This is a genomic window from Enterobacter sp. ECC-175 (assembly GCF_043968675.1).
In the GTDB taxonomy this organism is placed as follows: domain Bacteria; phylum Pseudomonadota; class Gammaproteobacteria; order Enterobacterales; family Enterobacteriaceae; genus Enterobacter.
Genome location: NZ_CP143776.1, coordinates 681751 through 704783, shown reverse-complemented (window position 1 = coordinate 704783; position 23033 = coordinate 681751). Strand labels below are relative to the sequence as shown.

The window sequence follows — 23033 nt, the reverse complement described above, 5'->3', positions numbered from 1 at the left end:
TTGAGATGATATGATAAAGAGATTAGCGTTCGGGATTGTCCCCGACTCATACTTCAAAGGTTACAGTTATGATCATCGTTACCGGCGGCGCGGGCTTTATCGGCAGCAACATCGTTAAGGCCCTCAATGACAAAGGCATCACCGACATCCTGGTGGTGGATAACCTGAAAGACGGCACCAAGTTTGTGAACCTGGTGGATCTGAACATCGCTGACTATATGGATAAAGAAGACTTCCTTATCCAGATTATGGCAGGTGAAGAGTTCGGCGAGATCGAAGCCATCTTCCACGAAGGCGCGTGCTCTTCCACCACCGAGTGGGACGGCAAGTACATGATGGACAACAACTATCAGTACTCCAAAGAGATCCTGCACTACTGCCTGGAGCGTGAAATTCCGTTCCTGTACGCCTCTTCTGCGGCAACCTACGGCGGCCGCACGTCTGACTTTATCGAATCCCGCGAATACGAGCAGCCGCTGAACGTCTACGGTTACTCCAAGTTCCTGTTCGACGAATATGTGCGCCAGATCCTGCCGGAAGCGAACTCGCAGATCGTTGGCTTCCGCTACTTCAACGTCTATGGGCCGCGCGAAGGCCACAAAGGCAGCATGGCGAGCGTGGCGTTCCACCTGAACACACAGTTGAACAACGGTGAAAGCCCGAAACTGTTCGAAGGCAGCGACGGCTTCAAGCGCGACTTCGTCTACGTGGGCGACGTGGCGGTAGTCAACTTGTGGTTCTGGGAAAACGGCGTATCCGGCATCTTTAACCTGGGCACGGGCCGCGCGGAATCCTTCCAGGCGGTGGCAGACGCGACGCTGGCGTACCACAAAAAAGGCAGCATCGAGTACATTCCGTTCCCGGATAAGCTGAAAGGCCGCTACCAGGCATTCACTCAGGCAGACCTGACTAACCTGCGTAAAGCGGGCTACGACAAGCCGTTCAAGACCGTTGCCGAAGGCGTAACGGAATATATGGCCTGGCTGAACCGCGACGCGTAAGTATGAGAATTCTGGTGATCGGCCCGTCATGGGTGGGCGACATGATGATGTCGCAAAGTCTTTATCGCACGCTCAAGGCGCGCTATCCCCAGGCAATCATCGACGTGATGGCACCCGCGTGGTGCCGTCCGCTGCTGTCGCGTATGCCGGAAGTCAACGAAGCGATTCCGATGCCGCTCGGCCACGGGGCACTGGAAATTGGTGAACGCCGCAAGCTTGGGCACAGCCTGCGCGACAAGCGCTACGATCGCGCCTACGTGCTGCCTAACTCATTCAAATCCGCTCTCGTGCCTTTCTTTGCGGGCATCCCGCACCGCACCGGCTGGCGCGGTGAAATGCGCTACGGCCTGCTGAACGACGCGCGCGTGCTGGATAAAGAAGCCTGGCCGCTGATGGTCGAGCGCTATGTGGCGCTGGCCTACGACAAGGGCGTGATGCGCAGCGCGAAAGACCTGCCGCAGCCGCTTCTTTGGCCACAGCTGCAGGTCAACGACGGGGAGAAATCCCACACCTGCAACGCGTTTGGACTTTCGTCTGAGCGCCCGATGATCGGCTTTTGTCCCGGCGCGGAGTTCGGCCCGGCAAAACGCTGGCCGCACTATCACTATGCGGAACTGGCTAAAGAGCTTATCGACGAAGGCCATCAGATCGTGCTGTTTGGCTCCGCGAAGGATCACGACGCGGGCAACGAAATTCTCGCCGCATTAAGTACCGAACAGCAGGCCTGGTGCCGTAATCTGGCCGGGGAAACCCAGCTGGAGCAGGCCGTTATTCTGCTTGCCGCCTGCAAGGCCGTGGTGACGAACGACTCCGGCCTGATGCACGTCGCCGCCGCGCTGAACCGCCCGCTGGTGGCGCTGTACGGCCCAAGCAGCCCGGACTTCACGCCGCCGCTGTCCCATAAAGCGCGCGTCATTCGCCTGATTACCGGCTACCACAAAGTCCGTAAAGGCGATGCCGCTGAAGGCTATCACCAGAGCCTGATCGACATTACGCCGCAGCGCGTCCTCGAAGAGCTTAACGAACTGCTGTTGAGCGAAGAAGGATAACGCATGCGGGTATTGATCGTTAAAACGTCCTCCATGGGGGATGTGCTCCACACCCTGCCGTCGCTGACGGACGCCATGCGCGCCATTCCCGGCATTCGCTTTGACTGGGTGGTCGAAGAAGGCTTTGCGCAGATCCCTACATGGCATGAGGCCGTGGACCGCGTCATTCCTGTGGCAATCCGCCGCTGGCGCAAAGCGTGGTTCTCCGCGCCGATCAAAGCCGAACGTAAGGCGTTTCGCGAGGCGGTGCAGGCTCAGCGCTACGATGCCATTATCGACGCGCAGGGGCTGGTCAAAAGCGCCGCGCTGGTCACGCGTCTGGCGCATGGCGTAAAGCACGGCATGGACTGGCAAACCGCCCGCGAACCGCTGGCGAGCCTGTTTTACAATCGCCGCCATCACATCGCAAAAGATCAGCATGCCGTAGAACGTATTCGCGAGCTGTTTGCTAAAAGCCTCGGCTATGCAAAACCGGACGCGCAGGGGGATTACGCGATCGCCCAGCGTTTCCAGCAGGCAGGCGATGACGGTCATAAACCGTATTTCATCTTTCTTCATGCCACCACGCGCGATGATAAGCACTGGCCGGAATCCCACTGGAAAGCGTTAATCCAGCTGCTGGCGGAGCATGATATTGAGATTCGGCTGCCGTGGGGCGCGCCCCATGAGGAAGCACGTGCGAAGCGGCTGGCGGAAGGCTCGGCGAATGTAACGGTTTTACCGCGCATGAGCCTTGAGAACGTTGCGCGGCAGCTGGCAAATGCTAAACAGATTGTTTCGGTGGATACCGGTCTGAGCCATCTTAGCGCGGCGTTAAGCCGCCCTAACGTCACGCTGTACGGGCCGACGGACCCGGGTTTGATCGGCGGCTACGGCCAAAATCAGCATTATCTCCTTTCAAAAAGCGGATTAATGTCCGATATTTCCCCTCAGGAAATTTATGATTTTATTAAAGGAACAGGAGCGTTTTGATGCGGAAGCTTCATATTATTAACCTCGCAAAGATGGGCGGTGTTGAACGCCTGTTCCTGCAATATATCAACGACGCGACTTCCGCAGACGATATTATTTTTTGCATCAGCAACCATATCGGTCCTGAAATCGAGCAGCATTTACCGGGTAAGAAAATAACCTTTGTTAACAGAATCATAAATTCTGTCACGCTGAAATATCCCGTCTTTATGCGAAAATTTGCCCTACAGACAAAGCTCTGGTTTGCAAAACCTGATGCGGTAATCATCTGGGATCTGATCCCCGGTTTTGCAGGCAAACCTTCGCGAGGGAAAGTTATCTATTACGATCATGGCTGCTCATGGCGGTATGCGCACAGCAGGAAGAATTTGGCTTTTTTTGCGTTGCTTGATGGATGTATCTCCGCAGCAAAAGCCTCAAAGCGCGTTATGGAACTGCGCTTCGATCCTGACTGTCCGGTTAAAACGGTGATCAACCGCATCCAGCCGCCGCCGGGCATAAACAAGGGTGAAAAAACGCTGAGCGCGCCGCTGAGTTTAGGCGTCGCTGCCCGTCTCGTAGGATTAAAAGGCATTAGCGTGGCGCTGCTGGCGCTCAAATCGCTTCAGGATCGCGGTATGGACGTGACGCTGGACATTGCCGGTAAGGGCCCAGACGAAGACGCTTTTCGCCAGCTGGCTGAAAAACTCGGCATCACTAAGCACGTCAACTTTTTAGGCTTCAAAGACGATTTGAGCGGCTTTTTTAACGCGATCGACATTTATCTAAGCACCCCCGTGACGGAACCCTTTGGACTCTCATGTATGGAAGCCCTGTTCTACGGCGTACCGGTGGTTTTCCCGATGATTGACGGACAGCCGGAAGTGGTTGAAGACGGCGTATGCGGCGTGGGCATTGTTCCCGACGTAGCACCGGAAGCACACCAGGCGTTAACCGGCATAAACGTGAATTTCCCCTATGACGTCTATTCTCCCGAGCAGGATCGTCTCGTGAGCCCGATGCTGATGGATCACCATGCCGTGGCTAATGCTGTGATAAAAATCGCTGGCGATGATTATGCGACCTGGCGTGCAAACGCATTTGCGCATGTCGCCCAACATTTTGATTATAAAAATTTCATTAGCGAATTTAACGCTACAATTTTGGAAGTTGTTGATGAAAACAATAAAAAATAAGCTTTCGCTCGACGTAGTGCTTTTTATTGCTTTTTTAATGATGTTAGCATCCCAGTATCTGCTTATTTTTGATTCAGCTCGTCCACGAAAAATTTTCTACACGGCGGGTTATGTGGCTATTTTAGCCATGTTTATATGCTATAAAAGAATCAACAAGCCTCTTAAAAATCTTGTGCCGATGCTTGCGTCCCTGTTGCTAGCAGGCACGATTTTGATTTGGGTCGCACTGTTTAAAAACAACGGCGCCTATTGGGATATCTACAATAGTTATGAAACGTCCGGAAAAATAATATTACTATTTTCCGTATTGATTTTTATTTTTTCAAATTTTAACATCAAGCACAATACTGTACTCTTGGATTCGATATTCATTATCGGCGGAATATTAGCCAACGTGTATGCTATCCACCAGTACAACTTCCATTCAGAACAGCGTATTGAGCTTGGTTTTGATCGGGCAACGATGGCGGCCTACATCATTACCGTTATCGATATTCTGCTGCTTCATGCGGTGTTAAATAGACATGGCTGGGTGAGATATGTGCTCTTCGCGTTTACCATTGGCTTAACCTTCAGTGCGATTATTTTTACGGGCACGAGGGCTGCAATTTTAAGCTATCCGATTCTGTGTCTGCTTCTTGCATTTACCCACAGCAACGTCAACAAACAGCACCTTATTAAGATGATTGTATTCTTTGCCTGCCTGCTGGCAGCGGCGGTTTATATTTTTCAACAGCCGTTAGAAAAGCGGCTAGATGCCCTGCAACATGATATAAAAACGCTGCAGAACAGCAATAACAGCCGCACCTCCGTCGGAGCACGCGTTGCAATGTTCGAGGTTGGCGTGAATACAGGCTCTGCGGCCCCCCTTGGCCAATCCGCAGAGCAACGTAACGCTCGGATAAAGCAGCTTGCGACCAAAGACACTTCCCTTGGTGGCTCCGTCACTTATATGAACGTCCATTTGCACAACGAGCTGATTGATAACTACTCGCTGCGTGGGATAGCAGGCGCAGGGGCGCTAATTCTCTTTTACCTCTCCCTTCTGTTGTGCGCCTGGCAAAACCGCAACCCGACGCTGATGGTGATGACGCTTAGCCTGATCGTTTATGGCTTAAGTGATGTCATATTCTTCAGCAGGGAAGGCTCGATTGTTTACGTTATTGGTCTTCTCACGGCGATGATTTTTCTCGGGAAAAGAGGAGAATTATCCGTACAGGCTGAGACTTTACACGCTGCGAAATAACGCACTACTATACCTCTGAGCAATATGCTCGGGGGGCCAATAACATAGAGTTAATGAGATGAAGATAAATAAAATTATCATTGCCGGGTATGAATTAAGCGGCCTGGGAGGGATGGAAACGGTATGCAGCACGCTAGTGCGATTACTCCGCGCCCGTCATCCCGGCATTGATATTTCTTTTGTCTTTTTTAAAGAAGGCAACGCTACCGTTTGCGACGACTGGCTGGCCCACAGCAACTACAGCCGCATCACCTCAGGCATAAGAAATACGAAAATCCGTCGATTATCTTTCGCAAACTCTTTTCGTAAGCTGATAAGCCGGGAAAAACCCGAGCTTATTATTGCGCTCGATACACTGTCCTGTTTTATCAGCAACGTCGCCAGACAATATACCTTGCAGAAGCCGGTCATTTTTTCCTGGCTGCATTTCTCAACGCATAATCTTTATAAAGCAAAATATGTAAAGCGGGCCGATTATCACCTGGCTATTTGCTCTGAAATCGCCGAGCAGCTGACTGCGATGGGTATTGAAGACGGCCGTATCTCCACCATCTACAACCCTATCGCCCGCAGCCCCGTTTGCATCCCTCGCCCGCCGGAAGGTACGCGCTTTATTTACGTTGGCAGAATTATTGCCGATGGGCAAAAAAATATGCGTGGATTGTTCGACGCGCTGGCGCAAACAAAAGGTGCATGGACGCTGGACATCATTGGTGCAGGCGCTGACACAGAAATGTTGCAGGAATACGCGAAAGCCGTGGGCATCGAGGACAGGCTATGCTGGCATGGATGGCAAAAAAACCCCTGGAGCTATATCCGTGAAACGTTGCAGACAACCACTTGCCTACTCAGCAGCTCTCACTTTGAAGGGTTTTGCATGGTCCTGGCCGAAGCCAGCGCGCATGGTGTGTACGCCATAAGTTCGAACTGCAAAACAGGACCTGCGGATATTATTCAAGAAGGCGTTAACGGGAATCTGTATCCGACCGATCGCCCGGACGTTTTCGTTAAGCACCTTCAGGAGATCGTGAACGGTAAAACGCTGCCGGACAGTAATATTATCAAACAGGCTATCGAACCGTTCTACGAAGATAACTACACTCTTGAAGTGCTCCGTGCGTTCGCCCGTGCGGGCCTCACCTTTACCGAATAATCCCTACACGCCTGTTTTACGCTGGTAGTACTCTGCCAGCGTCATTCCCTCGCACTGGTTTTGCAGCGAACTGAACAGCGCTTCAAGATCGTCATACAGTCCTTCAATCTCTGCTTCGGTTTTAAACGTCGGGCTGCCACCGGGCATGTATTCCGATGAGTGCAGCATGTATTCAACGTAATCGCTGCCCTGCTCAAGGGTTTGCTGCACGACGCGTTTCATCGTGTCGACGTTTCCCCCCGCAGGGCGTAGCCAGTTCACGGAAGGTGAGCGAACCTTACCTCTCAGGCGGTCATAGCCCTGCTTGAGGGTATTGATTAGCGCAGAATGCTTGTACTGAATACTCATCGGCACTTCAAGCAGCGAAGAGGTCCCTGGCTTACTGATGTCGTTCTCGTCCATAAAGTAGGCATGATGTGGGAAATGACGATAGTCCGTACCGCCCGTCCCCTGCGGAGCGCCTTTTGCCGTGCGCCAGTCCACTTTCGGGGTGACCGAGCAATCAACCTGATAGCCTAGCTCCACCAGCAAACGCGCATAGCGCTCATCGAATGCCCAGCGCCCCGCCCGGTGGCTAACCATTTTGGTCTGGAAGGTGTCTTCCAGCAGGTGCGTCATAAACTCGACTTTCTCGCGCATCTGCGCATCGGGATATTCGATAAGATAGGGCTTGTAGCGCCAGTCGTCGTCCGTTAACGGCACCTCCGGCGGGCTGTTCCAGGCATGCAGATGCATACCCACTTCGCCGGTTCCGCGAGCGATGACGTCGCGCGCGAACTCCACGTAAAACGGATCGACCGCCATCTCGTAGTTGGTCAGATAAACCGGTTTAAAACGGTATTTTTCGCAGAGCGACTGAAAACGCGGTAAAAAGCGCGCGTTTTCGGTGGTGATACTGCTGTGCTTCTGCCAGAGGTTATCCCCTTCAGTATCAATCGTTATCAGAAACGCCGGTTTAGTCATTGGGACCATCCTTACAGTGTTACGCTACCCCTCGCTAGGGTAACACAAAGCTTTTCTCAGTCAGACTAATCACCTAAAATCGACCATTGGGCCTCAGGCGAAGAGTTAAGCATGACCTTAAAAACATCCTCCGGAAAACCGACAATCCCCTCTCGTATTCTGATTATCAAACTACGTCACCATGGGGATATGCTGCTGGTCACACCGGTCGTTCATGCCTTAAAAGAACGCTATCCCGATGCTGAGATTGACGTTCTTCTCTATGAAGAAACCCGGAGTATGTTGTCAGCCTACGGCGAAATCCACCACATTTATGCCATCGACCGCCGCTGGAAAAAGCAGGGGGTCCGCTTCCAGATTAGCCAGGAATGGCAGCTTCTCTCTCAGCTTCGCCAGAAACGCTATGACCTTGTGCTCAACCTGGCCGATCAGTGGCGCAGCGCCATTATCACGCGGTTTACCGGCGCGCCGCAGCGCATTGGCTTTGCCTTCCCGAAACGTCACCATCCGCTGTGGAGAGCCTGCCATAGCGAGCTCGTCTCGACCGATAATCACGCTGGCCTGCATACCGTAGAGCAAAACCTGTCCATTCTTGCTCCGCTGGGCATCGACACCCGCACCGCGCCCGCCACCATGGCCTATACGCCAGATGACTGGCAGTTTTGTCAGTCTTTACTAGCTGAAAATGCGGGCAGCTATGTTGTCGTTCAGCCGACGTCGCGCTGGTTCTTCAAATGCTGGCGGGAAGAGAGAATGGCCGAGGTTATTCGGGCGCTCACCGATGCCGGTCACCATGTGGTCATCACATCCGGTCCGGACGAGAAAGAGCGCCAGATGGTCGATGCTATTCTTTCCAGCTGTCAAAGCGATAAAACGCATACGCTCGCCGGACGGCTTACGCTGCGCCAGCTGGCGGCGCTCATCGACCATGCTTCACTCTTTATTGGCGTCGACTCGGTCCCGATGCATATGGCGGCCGCGCTGCGAACGCCGCTCATCGCCCTGTTCGGCCCGTCTAAGCTGACGTTCTGGCGCCCCTGGCAGGCAAAAGGCGAGGTTATCTGGGCGGGGGACTACGGGCAGCTTCCCGATCCCGACGACATTGATACCCGCACCAGCGAACGTTATCTGGATTTGATCCCCGCTTCCGTCGTGATCGACGCGGCGAAAAGGTTATTACATGAATAAATATCGCCTGGCGATCGTCAGACAAAAGTACCGCCCGGACGGCGGGGCTGAACGTTTCGTTTCCCGCGCGCTTGAAGCGCTGGACGCTCAGGACCTTGAGCTTAACGTGATTACCCGCGAGTGGGACGGACCGGTCAAACCCGAGTGGCACATCCACATCTGTAACCCGATGAAGTGGGGCAGAATCAGCCGCGAGCGTGGTTTCGCCCATGCGGCCCGAAAATTATGGCAGGCCGAGCAGTTTGACCTCGTTCAAAGCCACGAGCGTATTCCCGGCTGCGATCTGTATCGCGCAGGCGACGGGGTTCACTCCCGATGGCTTGAGCAGCGCTGCCGTATTTTGCCCGCCTGGCAGCAAAAGCGCCTGCTTAACGATCGCTATCACCGCTACGTGATCGGCGCGGAAAAAGAGATGTATCTCGCCAGCGAGCTGCGGGGCGTCATTTGTAACTCAGAAATGGTTAAACGCGAGATCGTCGAAGATTTTGGCATTTCTGAGAACAAAATCCGCGTCATTTATAACGCCATTGATAGCCAACGCTTCCTGCCGCCTTCTGAAGAGGCGCTGCTGCCGCTACGTCAGCAGTGGCAGATTCCTGAAAAGGCGAGCTGCCTAATCTTTGTCGGTTCCGGCTTTGAGCGTAAAGGCCTCAGCGCCGCGATTCAGGCGATTGCCCCTACCGATCGTCATCTCCTGGTCGTTGGCAAAGATAAAGACCAGCCGCGCTACCAGCAGCTTGCGAAAGCGCTGGGCTGTGAAGCGCGGGTGCACTTTTTTGGCGTTCAGCAGGAAACGCTGCCGTTTTACCAGATGGCGGACGGACTGCTGTTGCCCACGCTTTACGACCCGTTCCCTAACGTCATTCTCGAAGCGATGGCCTGCGGTCTGCCTGTCATCACCAGCACGGGCTGCGGCGGCGCCGAGTTTATTGAGCAGGGCATTAACGGCTACGTCTGCGACGCGCTGGACGTTAGCGCGCTGTCGCAGGCGGTGATGGCGTTACCTTCCCGCGCGTTGGGCTCCGATCCCGCGCTTCGCGCCAGAGAGCGCATTATGGGTTGCACATCTGAACGCCTGTCGACAGAGCTGGTTGCTTTTTATCAGGCACTTCTGGAGAAAAAATGAGAATTTTGCTCGTCATTGATGGCCTGCCCGGCGGTGGCGCGGAAAAAGTAGTGCTTACGCTGGCGGAAAACTTTATTCGTAAAGGCGACCGCGTTTCGCTTTTCTCACTCAGGGACGTTTGCGCCTACCCGCTGCCGGAAGGGCTGGATTACCGCGTTATCGCCGACCGCTGCCGGACGCCGTGGCGCAAGCTCACCGAGATATCTCGTCGGGCCGCGCAGCTTGACAGCGCCATCGCAGAAGCTGAGCAGGAGGGTAAATTCGACCTGGTGTTATCCAACCTGCACAAAACCGACCGCATCGTGGCGCGCAGCAAGCGCCTGAGACATCACAACCTCTGGTTCTGCCTGCACGGCGTGTTCTCTGCCTCCTACCTCGGCAATAAAACCGGGCTTTCCCGATGGCTTAAAAAGCAAAAAGTTAAACGCGTTTATCAGCAGCGGCGGATTGTTGGCGTATCCCGCGCCGTAGGGCAGGATCTGATTGACGCGTTTGGCATAACGCCAACGAAGCTATGTACCATTTATAACCCGTTCGATCTCGATGCTATCCGGGAAAATGCGCAGGCACCCTGCGAAATGGCGGGTGAAGATTACCTGATTCACGTTGGCCGCTTCCACACGGCAAAGCGTCATGACCGTCTGATTGAAGCTTACGCAGAAAGCGGTATTCGCGCGCCGCTGGTGCTTCTGGGCAAGGGAAATGCCGAACAGGAAGCCCGACTGCGGGAACTGGCTGCGCGTTCCGGCGTCGGTGACAGGGTGCTTTTCAAAGGCTTCCAGACCAACCCGCTACCGTGGATTAAACAGGCGCGCCTGCTGGTTGTCAGCTCGGATAGCGAAGGTTTCGGCAACGTGCTGGTAGAAGCGCTCATCTTAGGAACCGCGGTGGTCAGTACCCGCTGCCCGGGAGGCCCGGTCGAGATTTTGACGGGTGATTTGCAGCGAGGCTTAAGCGAGCTGAACAGCCACGATCTGGCCCGGACCATGCAAAGCATTTATCATAATCCGCCGGCAATCGATACCACCCAGCTTGCGCGATTCGACGTCAACACGATTTGCGAAGAATATCGCAACCTTCATCGCTAATTTGACGATCCCATTGTCTATTAATAGGTTTCATATGACTAACGCACCTTTACTAAGCATCGTGGCCGCTGTGTATAACGGTGAAAAGTTTCTCGATGCCTTCTTCAGGTGTATTGAGCAGCAGCAGCTTAGCGATGTCGAAATGATCATGGTGAACGACGGCTCCACCGATTCCAGCCTGGCAATCCTGGAAGCGTGGCAGACGAAGTTCAGCAATATGAAGGTCATCAGCCAGCCCAATCAGGGCGTATCGGTTGCGCGTAATACGGGCCTGGCAGTTGCAACGGGTAAATACGTCACGTTCCCGGACATCGACGACAAGCTTTATCCCGGCATGTACACCACGCTGCTGAACATGGCTGAAGAGAACGACCTTGACGTGGCAACGTGCAACGGGCGCTATGTCTACGAGGATCGCCGCGAGCCACAGTCCATTTTCCCTACCGACAGGCTCTCTTCAACGCCGGTGCTGCCGGGCCACGTCTGGCTAAAGCGCGCGCTGGATTCGCGTAAGTTCCTGCACGTCACCTGGCTAAACATCTACCGGCTCGCCTTTATCCGCCAGATGAATTTTTCCTTTGAGCCCGGCCTGCGGCATCAGGATATCCCGTGGACCACAGAAGTTTTACTTGCCGCCGAGCGGGTGCAATATACAGAAAAGACGTTTTACGATTACTACATCCATTCTGAGTCCGTCTCGCATAAGCCGGATACCGACGACACGTTGATTCGCTCTGCGCACCACTATATGAAAATTCTCGAAATGCTGGATGCCATCAACAGGCGCTACGCCGATAAAACGCGCGATATCAAAGCCTGTCGCTGGCAGATTGCAAAAGAAGGTCTGGGCATCATCCACACCATCGATGAGATGAAAGACAAAGAAAAACAAAAATCCCTGATTCGTGAATTTTTCGAGCGCGGGATTTGGCAACTCATCTGGACTAACGCTCACGATTTACGCCTGCGCTGGCGCCTTGGCCGCCGTTACTTGCGCTTAAAGAAGATGCTGAATAATTAAACAGGTACGCGGGCCGTTGAATAACGGCTACGGAGAGTTATGAGCAAAGTTGCAAAACAGGTAGCCGCAGGCGTATTTCTGACGATCTGGAAAGCCACCGGCTACAGCGTGAAAAAAATCACGCGTTTCTCACCCGAAGATAAGCTGAAAACCATTGCGATCTTCTCAACAACGGCCCTGGGGGATTTTATCCTCAATACGCCGGCAATCGCTGCGTTAAAAGCGCGCTGGCCTGACGCAAAGCTACTGCTGGTAATGAACCAGCGCAACGAAGCGCTCGCGGCGGGAAGCAACCTGTTCACGGATATCTTTTACTGGAACGGAAAGGCGAACGACGTGCTGAAGCTGGCCGGATTCCTGCGTAAGCACAGGGTCGATGCTACGTTTATCCTCCATTCCCGCACGCCTTACGACATCATTGCCGCCTCGCTAGGCCGTTCGACGTATATCTTCAAGGACGTCTATTACAACGACTATCAGGGTCAGGAAAACTTTGCGCTGGCGCGGTTTTTGTCCGCCCATTTTGATAACCGAAAACAGGGCAATATTCATCTCATCGATCAAAAAGCGCAGCTCTTGAAATCGATTGGCATCGATATGCCCTCGAAAGAGATGTTTATTCCCGCGCCCTTCACGCCGGAGCGGCCAGAAAAAACGGTGGTCGGCATACACGCCGGTGCATCAAGCCTGGAGCGCTGCTGGCCGGTGGAAAAGTTCGCTCAGGTTATTGAAATGCTCTTAGCGCAGCATCCCGATCTTGAGATCGTGCTGATTGGTGCAAACGCGGAAAAGGCGCTTAACCAGCGCATTATTGATGCCCTGACGGGCCAACAAGCGCGCGTTCACAATCTGGCGGGAACGACTAACCTTATACAGCTGGCGGCAAAAATCGCTGGCTTTACCTGCCTCGTGGTAGGGGATACCGGCCCGCTCCATATCGCCGTTGCGCTGAAAACGCCGACCGTTGGGCTATACGGCGGTCAAATGTACGTTGACGGCGCAGCCCCCATGCAGGACAGCGCCCTGCATCACGTGCTGGTATCAGACGATGACAATGTCGGCATCAGTCGAATCGACGTCGCGGATGTATATAGCGCCATTAACCAATGTCTGGCGGCAAACCCCGTCTGAACGCCTCAGCGCAGGCAACAGAGCCAAAGAGATAGCTTTAGTACCGCTAAATGCTTAGAATTTGCCCGCCAAAACAAAAAAACGGATAGAACCCTTGGAATTGCTTTACACCACTTTGCTTTACCTTATACAACCGCTGGTCTGGCTGCGCTTGCTCCTCCGTAGCAGGAAGGCTCCCGCTTACAGAAAACGCTGGGCCGAGCGTTATGGATATTGTAAAAACAAGGTTGCGCCCGAGGGAATACTGCTGCATTCCGTTTCTGTCGGTGAGACGCTGGCGGCGATCCCGCTGGTGCGCGCGCTGCGCCACCGCTATCCGTCACTGCCGATCACCGTCACCACCATGACGCCTACCGGCTCCGAACGCGTGATGTCCGCATTCGGTAAAGACGTCCATCACGTCTACTTGCCGTACGACCTGCCCTGCGCCATGAACCGTTTCCTCAATACCGTTCGCCCTAAGCTGGTGATCGTGATGGAGACCGAGCTGTGGCCCAATATGATTTCAGCGTTGAACGCCCGCAAAATCCCGCTGGTGATTGCCAACGCCCGCCTCTCGGAGCGCTCGGCAAAAGGGTACGGCAAGCTCGGGAAAGCCATGCGTCGCTTGCTCGGCAAAATCACGCTCATTGCCGCCCAGAATGAAGAAGACGCTGAGCGTTTTATCGCTCTTGGCCTCAAACGCAACCAGCTGGCAGTCACTGGCAGCCTCAAGTTTGATATTTCCGTAACCCCCGAGCTGGCTGCCCGCGCGGTGACGCTGCGCCGCCAGTGGGCCCCGCGCCGTCAGGTGTGGATTGCCACCAGCACCCACGACGGCGAAGAGGAAATTATCCTGCAGGCGCACCGCAAGCTGCTTGAGCAGTTCCCGGACCTGCTGCTGATTCTGGTTCCACGCCACCCGGAGCGCTTTAAAGATGCCCGTGAAATGGTGCAGAAAGGCGGCTTCAGCTTTACCCTGCGAAGCAGCGGTGAAGTGCCTTCCGGCAGCACGCAGGTGGTGATTGGCGATACGATGGGCGAGCTGATGCTGCTTTACGGCATTGCCGATCTGGCGTTTGTGGGCGGCAGCCTGGTTGAGCGCGGCGGCCATAACCCGCTTGAGCCTGCCGCGCACGCCATCCCGGTGCTGATGGGGCCGCACACGTTTAACTTCAAAGATATCTGCGCCAAGCTGCAGCAGGCCGACGGCCTGATTACCGTGACCGATGCGGATTCGGTGGTGAAAGAGGTTTCGACCCTTCTCACCGACGAAGATTACCGCCTGTGGTATGGCCGTCATGCTGTCGAAGTACTGCATCAGAACCAGGGCGCGCTGACCCGCCTGCTACAGCTTCTGCAGCCCTATTTGCCTCAGCGGAGCCACTGATGCCTACGCGCCTGTCGGTCGTGATGATCGCCAAAAACGCCGCTGACCTGTTGCCGGACTGCCTGGCCTCCGTCAGCTGGGCCGACGAGATCGTCCTGCTCGACTCCGGCAGCGATGATGCTACCGTAGACGTTGCCCGAGCCGCGGGCGTAAAGGTTTATGTCGATACCGACTGGCAAGGCTACGGCATCCAGCGCCAGCGCGCGCAGTCTTATGCCTCCGGCGATTACGTCTTAATGATCGACACCGATGAGCGCATCACGCCGGAGCTGAGGCAGTCGATTCAAGCGGTCCTTGCCGCCCCTCAGCCCAGTGCGGTCTACAGCATCGCGCGTCGCAACTACTTCCTTGGCCGCTTTATGCGCCATAGCGGCTGGTATCCCGATCGCGTCACGCGCCTTTATGAGCGCGAGCGCTATCGCTATAACGATAATCTGGTGCATGAATCACTGGCCTGCGACGGCGCGGCGGTGATCCCGCTCGCGGGCGACCTGCTTCACCTGACCTGCCGCGACTTTGCCAGCTTCCAGCGCAAACAGCTTAACTACGCCACCGCGTGGGCGCAGGAGCGTCATCAGCGCGGCAAGAAGGTCTCGTTGTCCGGGATTTTCACCCATACGCTGGGCGCGTTTCTGAAAACGCTGCTGCTGCGCGGCGGCGTGCTGGACGGCAAGCAGGGATGGTTACTGGCAGTGGTAAATGCCCAGTATACTTTCAACAAATACACCGAGCTGTGGGCGCTGTGCCGCGGCTACTCAGAGAAAACGTGAGCCATGAGCACAAAAGCGATTTATCCGGGTACCTTCGATCCGATCACCAACGGTCATCTTGATATCATCACCCGCGCGGCGAGCATGTTCGACAAGGTGATACTGGCGATTGCATCCAGCCCCTCCAAGAAACCCATGTTTGACCTGAACGAGCGCGTTCAGCTCGCGACGGACGCCACTGCGCATCTGCCAAACGTTGAGGTGGTCGGGTTTAGCGATTTGATGGCCAACTTCGCTCGCGCCCAGCAGGCCAACATTTTGATCCGCGGCTTACGCGCGGTGGCGGACTTTGAGTATGAGATGCAGCTGGCGCACATGAACCGCCACCTGATGCCGGAACTGGAAAGCGTGTTCCTGATGCCGTCGAAAGAGTGGTCGTTCATCTCCTCCTCGCTGGTGAAGGAGGTTGCGCGGCACCAGGGCGACGTGACCCATTTCCTGCCGGATAACGTTCACCGGGCGTTAATGGAAAAGCTGAAGTAGCCGTCTGACTGCCGGGCTGTGCCTGCCCGGCCTGCAACGGCCCTACTTCTGACACTGGCGGCAGTAAAACGTCGCGCGCTGCGCGTGCTTTGTCGCAATAATCGGCGCTCCGCACGCTCTGCACGGCTCCCCTTTTCGACCATAGACCTGCAGCTCCTGCGCAAAATAGCCCGGCTTGCCGTCGCTTTGCAGGAAATCCTTCAGCGTCGTTCCCCCCTGCTCAATCGAGCGCAGCAGCACGGCCTTAATCACTCTGACCAACAGCTCGCACTCCTGCGGCGAGAGCGAAGAGGCAAGCCGATCGGGATGGATCCCGGCCGCAAACAGCGATTCGCTGGCATAGATGTTCCCCACGCCAACCACCAGCTTGTTATCCATCAGCCAGGGCTTAATTGGGGTTTTCTTCTTTGCACACTTCTGCTGCAGGTATTCTGCGTTAAACGCGTCAGAGAGCGGCTCGGGCCCTAGGTGCGCCAGTGCGCTATGCCCTTCGAGCTCTTTTGTCCACAGCCAAGCGCCGAAACGACGCGGATCGGTGTAGCGCAGCACCTTGCCGTTGCTCATCACCAGGTCAACGTGGTCGTGCTTTTCCGCAGGCAGCTCTTCGGTAAGGATACGCAGGCTGCCGGACATCCCAAGATGGATGATAATCCAGCCGTCAGGAAGCTCCAGCAGCAGGTATTTAGCGCGCCGCTGAACGCTGAGAACAGGCTTATCGCTCAGGGCATGGATCTCATCGGAGACCGGCCAGCGAAGCCGACCGTTGCGAACGACGGCATGAAGAATTGTAGCACCAGCCAGATGCGGTTCGATGCCACGGCGGCTGGTCTCTACCTCGGGTAATTCAGGCATGGTTCCTCCGTTGAGATGCAGAATGCAAAAAACCCCGCAGTTGCGGGGTTTTTCAGTACAGGAAGGTTAAAATTATTTAATTTTAGCTTCTTTGTACAGTACGTGCTGACGGACAACTGGATCGAACTTTTTCAGTTCCAGTTTTTCCGGCTTAGTACGCTTGTTCTTCGTGGTGGTGTAGAAGTGACCAGTACCAGCAGAAGAAACCAGCTTGATTTTCTCACGAATACCTTTAGCCATGATTTATTTCCTCTTTAAGTACTTAGTACTTTTCGCCACGGGCACGGATTTCAGCCAGAACTGTATCGATGCCTTTCTTATCAATTACACGCATACCTTTAGCAGATACACGCAGGGTGACAAAACGCTTCTCGCTCTCAACCCAGAAACGGTGAGAGTGCAGGTTCGGCAGGAAACGGCGTTTAGTCGCGTTCAGTGCGTGGGAACGGTTGTTACCGGTCACCGGACGCTTGCCAGTAACTTGGCAGACTCGGGACATGTCTATTCTCCAAAAATCAAATTAGCTCGAGCTTCGTATGGGGTATCGGCGCCTCGTCAGGCTTTACAGCCCGGTCATCGCATAGTTCTATTGAACTCTCGATTGCCAGGCCCAAATGCCAAACCCGAGATTCTCAAAGGTGGCGTAGTATACGCTGACTCGGCGGTGTGCTCAAGTCCCGAACAGACAAAGATCCCGATGGATCGCGAGAAATAGTCTAAATCCAACCCTGTTCGGCGAAGGAAATGTACTCTCCGCGGCCAATAATCAGATGATCCAGCACGCGAATATCCATGATTTGGCAGCATTTAATAATGCGCCTGGTAATTTCTTTGTCGGCTCTACTTGGTTCTGCACAGCCAGAGGGGTGATTATGCGCGAGGATCACCCCGGCTGCATTCACTTTTATCGCTTCCCGCACAATGACTCGTGGATGAACCTCAACGTGGCTTAATGTACCTGAAAACAGATGGCAATGCTTCAGCACCCGATTTTTGTTGTCGAGAAAGATCGCCATAAAGATCTCGCGCTCCGCGTCTGCCAGCTGGCTTTGCAGAAAATCGCGGGTCATTTCCGGCGTCAGTATCGGGTCTTCCTCCTGCATTCGGACGGTGTAAAAGCGCCTCGCAAGCTCGGCGATGCCTTTGATCTGGGCAAATTTCGCCACGCCAATGCCACCAACGTCGTTGAACGCCTCCATTTCAGCAGTCAGCAGGCCATGCAGCGAACCAAAATGCGCAATTAAGTCGCGCGCCAGTACGAACACGCTCTTGCCCGACGTTCCGGTACGCAAAAACAACGCCAGCAGTTCGGCATCGGTCAGGGATGTAATTCCATAGCGCAGCATTTTTTCGCGCGGCAGCAGCGGTGATATCTCTTCCATGCTCGGTCTCCTTATGGCTGTCACCATGCTGCCACAGCGCTATCAGGCTGTTCGACCCGCAATTTGTGTTCTTGCGTAACGCCTCGCAAAGTGCAACAGCGGACAGCATCACCCCACTTTTAGGATTGTGATAAAATGCCCGCTCTCTGGTGAAACCCAACAGGAAAGAATCATGATGAGCCTGGCCGGTAAAAAAATCGTTCTTGGCGTAAGCGGCGGCATTGCTGCCTATAAAACGCCTGACCTGGTGCGCCGTTTGCGCGAGCGCGGGGCCGATGTGCGGGTGGCTATAACCGAAGGCGGTAAAGCCTTTATTACCCCTCTGAGCCTGCAGGCCGTTTCGGGCTACCCCGTCTCCGACAGCCTGCTCGATCCCGCAGCTGAAGCCGCGATGGGCCATATCGAGCTGGGAAAATGGGCGGATCTGGTTATTCTGGCACCCGCCACGGCTGATTTGATTGCCCGCGTTGCCGCGGGTATGGCGAACGATCTGGTCTCTACCATTTGTCTTGCCACGCCAGCGCCCGTCGCCGTTGTTCCGGCCATGAACCAGCAGATGTACCGCAACGCCGCCACCCAGCATAATCTTGAGACGCTGGCCTCGCGCGGCCTGCTGATTTGGGGACCAGACAGCGGCAGCCAGGCGTGTGGTGATGTAGGCCCGGGGCGTATGCTCGACCCGCTGGCTATCGTTGATATGGCGGCTTCGCATTTCTCGCCTGTCAACGATCTGCAACATCTCAACATCATGATTACCGCAGGCCCAACGCGCGAGCCGCTGGACCCGGTACGCTATATCACCAACCACAGCTCCGGTAAGATGGGCTTCGCCATTGCTGCCGCAGCGGCCAAACGCGGCGCGAACGTCACGCTGGTGAGCGGTCCGGTTTCGCTATCAACGCCGCCGTTCGTCCAGCGCATTGACGTCACCACCGCGCTGGAGATGGAAGCCGCTGTGCAGACGCATGCACAAAAACAGCACATTTTTATTGGTTGTGCGGCCGTTGCCGACTACCGTGCCGAAACCATTGCCGATGCAAAAATCAAAAAGCAAGGCGATGAATTGACAATAAAAATGGTCAAAAATCCGGATATCGTTGCCGGGGTTGCCGCACTGAAAGACCGTCGGCCTTACGTTGTTGGGTTTGCCGCCGAAACAAATAATGTGGAAGAATATGCCCGGCAAAAACGTACCCGCAAAAACCTCGATTTGATTTGCGCGAACGATGTATCGCTGTCCACGCAAGGATTTAACAGCGATAGCAACGCACTGCACCTTTTCTGGCAGGATGGAGATAAAATCTTACCGCTTGAGCGCAAGGAACTCCTGGGCCAACAATTACTGGACGAGATCGTTACCCGTTATGATGAAAAAAATCGACGTTAAGATTCTGGACCCGCGCGTTGGCAAGCAATTTGCGCTGCCAACCTATGCCACCTCCGGCTCTGCCGGTCTTGACCTGCGCGCCTGTCTCGATGACGCCGTAGAGCTGGCTCCAGGCGCAACGACCCTGCTCCCAACGGGCCTGGCTATTCACATCGCTGACCCGTCGCTGGCGGCAGTGATCCTGCCGCGCTCTGGTTTGGGCCATAAGCACGGCATCGTGCTGGGTAATTTGGTCGGCCTGATTGACTCTGACTATCAGGGGCAGCTGATGGTATCCGTCTGGAACCGCGGCCAGGACAGCTTCACTATTGAGCCCGGCGAGCGTATTGCGCAAATGGTCTTTGTACCGGTGGTACAGGCCGAATTTAACCTGGTAGAAGATTTCGACGCTACCGACCGTGGCGAAGGCGGCTTCGGCCATTCCGGACGCAAATAATCGTCCGATAGACACGCATCTCACCGCGCCATAATGCAATAACAAACCGCAAACGCTTGTTTGCGGTCGTTGTGTGGATGCCAGCCTGGCAGTGCTTATTTTCAGGGGTATTTTGTAACATGGCAGAAAAACAAACCGCGAAAAGGAACCGTCGCGAAGAAATACTTCAATCTCTGGCTCTGATGCTTGAATCCAGCGATGGCAGTCAACGCATCACCACCGCTAAACTGGCCGCGTCCGTAGGCGTGTCAGAGGCGGCGCTGTACCGTCATTTTCCGAGTAAAACCCGGATGTTCGACAGCCTGATCGAATTTATTGAAGACAGCCTGATCACGCGCATCAACCTGATCCTGAAAGATGAGAAAGACACTACCGCACGTCTGCGTTTGATTGTGCTGTTGATTCTGGGCTTTGGCGAACGCAACCCCGGATTAACCCGTATCCTGACCGGCCACGCGCTCATGTTCGAGCAAGACCGTCTTCAGGGACGCATTAACCAGCTTTTCGAACGCATCGAAGCGCAGCTGCGCCAGGTACTGCGTGAGAAGAAAATGCGTGAAGGCGAGGGCTACACTACTGATGAAACGCTGCTGGCAAGCCAGATTCTGGCGTTTTGTGAGGGGATGCTCTCCCGCTTTGTGCGCAGCGAATTTAAATACTGTCCAACGGAAGATTTTGACGCCCGCTGGCCGCTGGTCGCAGCACAGCTGCAGTAATATTTTTGCCGGATGACGGCTTCGCCTTATCCGGCCTGCTAATTCCGCAGGCCCGGTAAGCGCTAGCGCCACCGGGCAAAAAATCACACGCCAAACGCTTCCCGATATGCCTGCACCGCAGCCAGATGGTCCGCCATCTCAGGCTTCTCTTCCAGATACGCAATCAGATCTTTCAGGGTGATAATCGACGTCACTTTACAGCCGTAATCGCGCTCAACTTCCTGAATAGCGGAGATTTCGCCGCGTCCGCGCTCCTGGCGATCTAAAGAAATCAGCACGCCCGCCAGCGTCGCGCCGTTGGCCTGGATAATCTCCATGGATTCCCGAATGGCAGTCCCGGCGGTGATGACATCGTCCACCAGCATTACGCGGCCCTGCAGCGCGCTTCCCACCAGGTTGCCGCCTTCGCCGTGCGTTTTGGCCTCTTTGCGGTTAAAGCAGTACGGCACATCGCGATCGTGATGTTCTGCCAGCGCAACCGCCGTTGTCGTCGCAATCGGAATGCCTTTGTAGGCAGGGCCAAAAAGCAGGTCAAAATCAATTCCTGAATCCACCAGCGCTTCGGCGTAGAAGCGGCCTAACAGAGCCAGATCGCGCCCGGTATTAAACAGCCCGGCATTGAAGAAATAAGGACTTTTGCGCCCGGATTTCAGCGTAAATTCGCCAAACTTAAGTACCTGCTTGTTAAGCGCAAACTCAATAAACTGGCGCTGATACGATTTCATGGATTCGCTCCTCTGTTTTTTCTGTCTTACAGGCAAAAAAAAGGCGACTCATTGGTCGCCTTTAAAATCAATTTTCTAACGCCGCCTTCTGCGTCGTTACAATGGATTCGATTCCCCCTCGGGCCAGCGCCAGCAGGGTGAGTAGTTCTTCGTGGGTGAACGGCTCGCCTTCTGCCGTCCCCTGCACCTCAATGATGCGCCCGTCCTCGGTCATCACGACGTTCATGTCCGTTTCGGCAGCGGAATCTTCAACGTATTCCAGATCGCACAGGGCTTCACCGTTAACGATCCCAACGGAAACGGCTGCAACCATCCCTTTCATCGGGTTGGTTTTAAGCTTACCGGCCGCCACCAGCTTGTTCAGGGCATCCGCCAGCGCAACGCATGCACCGGTGATAGATGCGGTACGCGTACCGCCGTCAGCCTGAATCACGTCGCAGTCCAGAGTGATGGTAAATTCGCCGAGCGTCTTCAGGTCAACCGCAGCGCGGAGCGCGCGGGCGATCAATCGCTGAATTTCCATAGTACGGCCGCCCTGCTTGCCCTTTGCCGCTTCACGAGCATTGCGGGTGTGGGTTGCGCGCGGCAGCATGCCGTATTCGGCGGTGATCCAACCCTGTCCCTGCCCTTTCAGAAAACGCGGAACGCCTTCATCGATAGAGGCAGTGCACAGCACTTTGGTGTCACCAAACTCAACCAGCACGGAGCCTTCTGCGTGTTTTGTATAGTTACGGGTCAGAGTGACGGGACGCACCTGATTGGCGCTACGACCTGCTGGACGCATGATGATTCTCCGGCTTGAAACGAATGTGGCTGCGCATTATACGGATAAAGGACGCTTATTCCTATCCTGAGAAGCCCCCGAAAGCTATAATCCCCCCATCTCTCCTTTAAAAACGGGAACATCTATGATCCGCAGTATGACCGCCTACGCCCGCCGTGAAATCAAAGGTAGCTGGGGTAGCGCCACCTGGGAAATGCGTTCGGTAAACCAGCGCTATCTGGAAACCTATTTCCGTATGCCGGAGCAGTTCCGCAGCCTTGAGCCCGTTGTGCGTGAGCGCATCCGTACTCGCCTGACGCGCGGAAAAGTAGAATGTAACCTGCGCTTCGAGCCGGACGCCAGCGCGCAGGGCGAGCTGATCCTCAACGAAAAACTGGCGAAACAGCTCGTGAATGCAGCGAACTGGGTCAAAATGCAGAGCGATGAAGGCGAAATTAACCCTGTTGATATTCTGCGCTGGCCTGGCGTTATGGCGGCCGGCGAGCAGGACCTGGACGCAATCACAGCGGAAATCCTTGCCGCCCTCGACGGCACGCTGGACGATTTTATCATTGCCCGCGAGACCGAAGGCCAGGCGCTGAAAGGGATGATTGAGCAGCGCCTTGAGGGCGTGAGCAATGAAGTGGCGAAGGTGCGTACTCATATGCCAGAAGTGTTGCAGTGGCAGCGCGAGCGCCTTGTCGCCAAACTGGAAGAAGCGGAAGTTCAGCTGGAAAACACCCGTCTGGAGCAAGAGCTGGTGCTGATGGCACAGCGCGTGGACGTGGCCGAAGAGCTGGATCGTCTGGAGGCACACGTCAAAGAGACCTACAACATCTTGAAGAAAAAAGAAGCCGTGGGTCGCCGCCTCGACTTTATGATGCAGGAGTTCAACCGCGAGTCGAACACCCTGGCGTCTAAGTCCATCAATGCCGAAGTGACCAATTCTGCAATTGAGCTGAAGGTTCTGATCGAGCAGATGCGCGAGCAGATCCAGAATATCGAGTAATATCTTTTGGGTGGTGTAGGCTGCGCCA

General features: G+C 54.9%; 25 protein-coding genes. 18 read left to right on the top strand and 7 right to left on the bottom strand.

Going from position 1 to position 23033, the window contains the following annotated elements:
• Window positions 1-68 precede the first annotated feature (68 nt).
• The 6 genes from rfaD to V1599_RS03395 are packed head-to-tail and all read left to right on the top strand — an operon-like array spanning window position 69 to window position 6596.
• Window positions 69-1001: an ADP-glyceromanno-heptose 6-epimerase gene (rfaD, locus tag V1599_RS03420; RefSeq protein ID WP_395301023.1), complete on the top strand. Its 933-nt coding sequence runs from the start codon at window positions 69-71 to the stop codon at window positions 999-1001.
• 2 nt (window positions 1002-1003) lie between these two features.
• Window positions 1004-2050, top strand: coding sequence for an ADP-heptose--LPS heptosyltransferase RfaF (rfaF, locus tag V1599_RS03415; RefSeq protein ID WP_112011907.1), 1047 nt, complete (start codon window positions 1004-1006; stop codon window positions 2048-2050).
• 3 nt (window positions 2051-2053) lie between these two features.
• Window positions 2054-3022 carry a lipopolysaccharide heptosyltransferase RfaC gene (rfaC, locus tag V1599_RS03410; protein WP_112011906.1) on the top strand — a complete coding sequence of 323 codons (969 nt, stop codon included), beginning with the start codon at window positions 2054-2056 and terminating at the stop codon, window positions 3020-3022.
• The gene (locus V1599_RS03405) at window positions 3022-4197 is read left to right on the top strand and encodes a glycosyltransferase (protein ID WP_112011905.1); all 1176 of its coding nucleotides are present in this window, start codon (window positions 3022-3024) and stop codon (window positions 4195-4197) included. Before rfaC ends, V1599_RS03405 begins: the two co-directional genes overlap by 1 nt.
• Window positions 4178-5443 carry an O-antigen ligase gene (locus V1599_RS03400; protein WP_112011904.1) on the top strand — a complete coding sequence of 422 codons (1266 nt, stop codon included), beginning with the start codon at window positions 4178-4180 and terminating at the stop codon, window positions 5441-5443. The genes V1599_RS03405 and V1599_RS03400 overlap by 20 nt, the downstream gene beginning before the upstream one ends.
• Before the next feature lie 58 nt (window positions 5444-5501).
• Entirely contained in the window at window positions 5502-6596 is a 1095-nt protein-coding gene (locus V1599_RS03395) for a glycosyltransferase (protein ID WP_112011903.1), read from the top strand.
• A gap of 3 nt (window positions 6597-6599) precedes the next feature.
• Here the strand turns inward: V1599_RS03395 and V1599_RS03390 are convergent, their stop codons facing one another.
• Entirely contained in the window at window positions 6600-7559 is a 960-nt protein-coding gene (locus V1599_RS03390; protein WP_112011902.1) for a polysaccharide deacetylase family protein, read from the bottom strand.
• Window positions 7560-7670: 111 nt separating this feature from the next.
• Here V1599_RS03390 and rfaQ point away from each other — a divergent pair, with 111 nt between their 5' ends.
• The 8 genes from rfaQ to coaD all read left to right on the top strand — a co-directional run bounded on the left by rfaQ (window position 7671) and on the right by coaD (window position 15735).
• Window positions 7671-8747 (top strand): putative lipopolysaccharide heptosyltransferase III, encoded by a 1077-nt coding sequence (gene rfaQ, locus V1599_RS03385; RefSeq protein ID WP_395301022.1) that lies wholly within the window; start codon window positions 7671-7673, stop codon window positions 8745-8747.
• Window positions 8740-9873 carry a glycosyltransferase family 4 protein gene (locus tag V1599_RS03380; RefSeq protein ID WP_112011900.1) on the top strand — a complete coding sequence of 378 codons (1134 nt, stop codon included), beginning with the start codon at window positions 8740-8742 and terminating at the stop codon, window positions 9871-9873. The genes rfaQ and V1599_RS03380 overlap by 8 nt, the downstream gene beginning before the upstream one ends.
• Window positions 9870-10961 carry a glycosyltransferase gene (locus tag V1599_RS03375; RefSeq protein ID WP_112011899.1) on the top strand — a complete coding sequence of 364 codons (1092 nt, stop codon included), beginning with the start codon at window positions 9870-9872 and terminating at the stop codon, window positions 10959-10961. Before V1599_RS03380 ends, V1599_RS03375 begins: the two co-directional genes overlap by 4 nt.
• Window positions 10962-10995: 34 nt before the next feature.
• Window positions 10996-11982, top strand: coding sequence for a glycosyltransferase (locus tag V1599_RS03370; protein WP_112011898.1), 987 nt, complete (start codon window positions 10996-10998; stop codon window positions 11980-11982).
• 39 nt (window positions 11983-12021) lie between these two features.
• The gene (locus V1599_RS03365; protein ID WP_112011897.1) at window positions 12022-13113 is read left to right on the top strand and encodes a glycosyltransferase family 9 protein; all 1092 of its coding nucleotides are present in this window, start codon (window positions 12022-12024) and stop codon (window positions 13111-13113) included.
• 94 nt (window positions 13114-13207) lie between these two features.
• Entirely contained in the window at window positions 13208-14482 is a 1275-nt protein-coding gene (waaA, locus tag V1599_RS03360) for a lipid IV(A) 3-deoxy-D-manno-octulosonic acid transferase (RefSeq protein WP_112011896.1), read from the top strand.
• A complete protein-coding gene (locus tag V1599_RS03355) occupies window positions 14482-15252 on the top strand; it encodes a glycosyltransferase family 2 protein (protein WP_112011895.1) in 771 nt (256 codons plus the stop codon). Before waaA ends, V1599_RS03355 begins: the two co-directional genes overlap by 1 nt.
• A 3-nt stretch (window positions 15253-15255) precedes the next feature.
• Window positions 15256-15735 (top strand): pantetheine-phosphate adenylyltransferase, encoded by a 480-nt coding sequence (gene coaD, locus V1599_RS03350; protein WP_112011894.1) that lies wholly within the window; start codon window positions 15256-15258, stop codon window positions 15733-15735.
• 42 nt (window positions 15736-15777) lie between these two features.
• Here coaD and mutM read toward each other — a convergent pair whose 3' ends face one another.
• From mutM to radC, 4 genes are all read right to left on the bottom strand, one after another.
• The gene (gene mutM, locus V1599_RS03345; protein WP_112011893.1) at window positions 15778-16587 is read right to left on the bottom strand and encodes a bifunctional DNA-formamidopyrimidine glycosylase/DNA-(apurinic or apyrimidinic site) lyase; all 810 of its coding nucleotides are present in this window, start codon (window positions 16585-16587) and stop codon (window positions 15778-15780) included.
• Between the two features lie 72 nt (window positions 16588-16659).
• Window positions 16660-16827, bottom strand: a complete 168-nt coding sequence (gene rpmG / locus V1599_RS03340) for a 50S ribosomal protein L33 (protein WP_003024094.1) — start codon at window positions 16825-16827, stop codon at window positions 16660-16662.
• Window positions 16828-16849: 22 nt separating this feature from the next.
• On the bottom strand, window positions 16850-17086 hold the full coding sequence (gene rpmB, locus V1599_RS03335) for a 50S ribosomal protein L28 (RefSeq protein WP_013511031.1): 237 nt from the start codon (window positions 17084-17086) through the stop codon (window positions 16850-16852).
• Between the two features lie 217 nt (window positions 17087-17303).
• Window positions 17304-17969, bottom strand: coding sequence for a DNA repair protein RadC (gene radC / locus V1599_RS03330; RefSeq protein WP_112011892.1), 666 nt, complete (start codon window positions 17967-17969; stop codon window positions 17304-17306).
• Between the two features lie 175 nt (window positions 17970-18144).
• On the opposite strand from radC, the gene coaBC reads away from it, so the two are divergent.
• The 3 genes from coaBC to slmA all read left to right on the top strand — a co-directional run bounded on the left by coaBC (window position 18145) and on the right by slmA (window position 20508).
• Window positions 18145-19356 (top strand): bifunctional phosphopantothenoylcysteine decarboxylase/phosphopantothenate--cysteine ligase CoaBC, encoded by a 1212-nt coding sequence (gene coaBC, locus V1599_RS03325; protein WP_181573243.1) that lies wholly within the window; start codon window positions 18145-18147, stop codon window positions 19354-19356.
• The gene (gene dut / locus V1599_RS03320; protein WP_146745779.1) at window positions 19334-19792 is read left to right on the top strand and encodes a dUTP diphosphatase; all 459 of its coding nucleotides are present in this window, start codon (window positions 19334-19336) and stop codon (window positions 19790-19792) included. The genes coaBC and dut overlap by 23 nt, the downstream gene beginning before the upstream one ends.
• 119 nt (window positions 19793-19911) lie before the next feature.
• Window positions 19912-20508, top strand: coding sequence for a nucleoid occlusion factor SlmA (slmA, locus tag V1599_RS03315; protein ID WP_112011889.1), 597 nt, complete (start codon window positions 19912-19914; stop codon window positions 20506-20508).
• A gap of 83 nt (window positions 20509-20591) precedes the next feature.
• On the opposite strand, the gene pyrE is transcribed toward slmA, so the two are convergent.
• Window positions 20592-21233 carry an orotate phosphoribosyltransferase gene (pyrE, locus tag V1599_RS03310; protein WP_112011888.1) on the bottom strand — a complete coding sequence of 214 codons (642 nt, stop codon included), beginning with the start codon at window positions 21231-21233 and terminating at the stop codon, window positions 20592-20594.
• A gap of 67 nt (window positions 21234-21300) precedes the next feature.
• Window positions 21301-22017: a ribonuclease PH gene (gene rph / locus V1599_RS03305; RefSeq protein WP_112011887.1), complete on the bottom strand. Its 717-nt coding sequence runs from the start codon at window positions 22015-22017 to the stop codon at window positions 21301-21303.
• A 124-nt stretch (window positions 22018-22141) separates the two neighbouring features.
• Here rph and V1599_RS03300 point away from each other — a divergent pair, with 124 nt between their 5' ends.
• Window positions 22142-23005: a YicC/YloC family endoribonuclease gene (locus V1599_RS03300; RefSeq protein WP_112011886.1), complete on the top strand. Its 864-nt coding sequence runs from the start codon at window positions 22142-22144 to the stop codon at window positions 23003-23005.
• Window positions 23006-23033 lie beyond the last annotated feature (28 nt).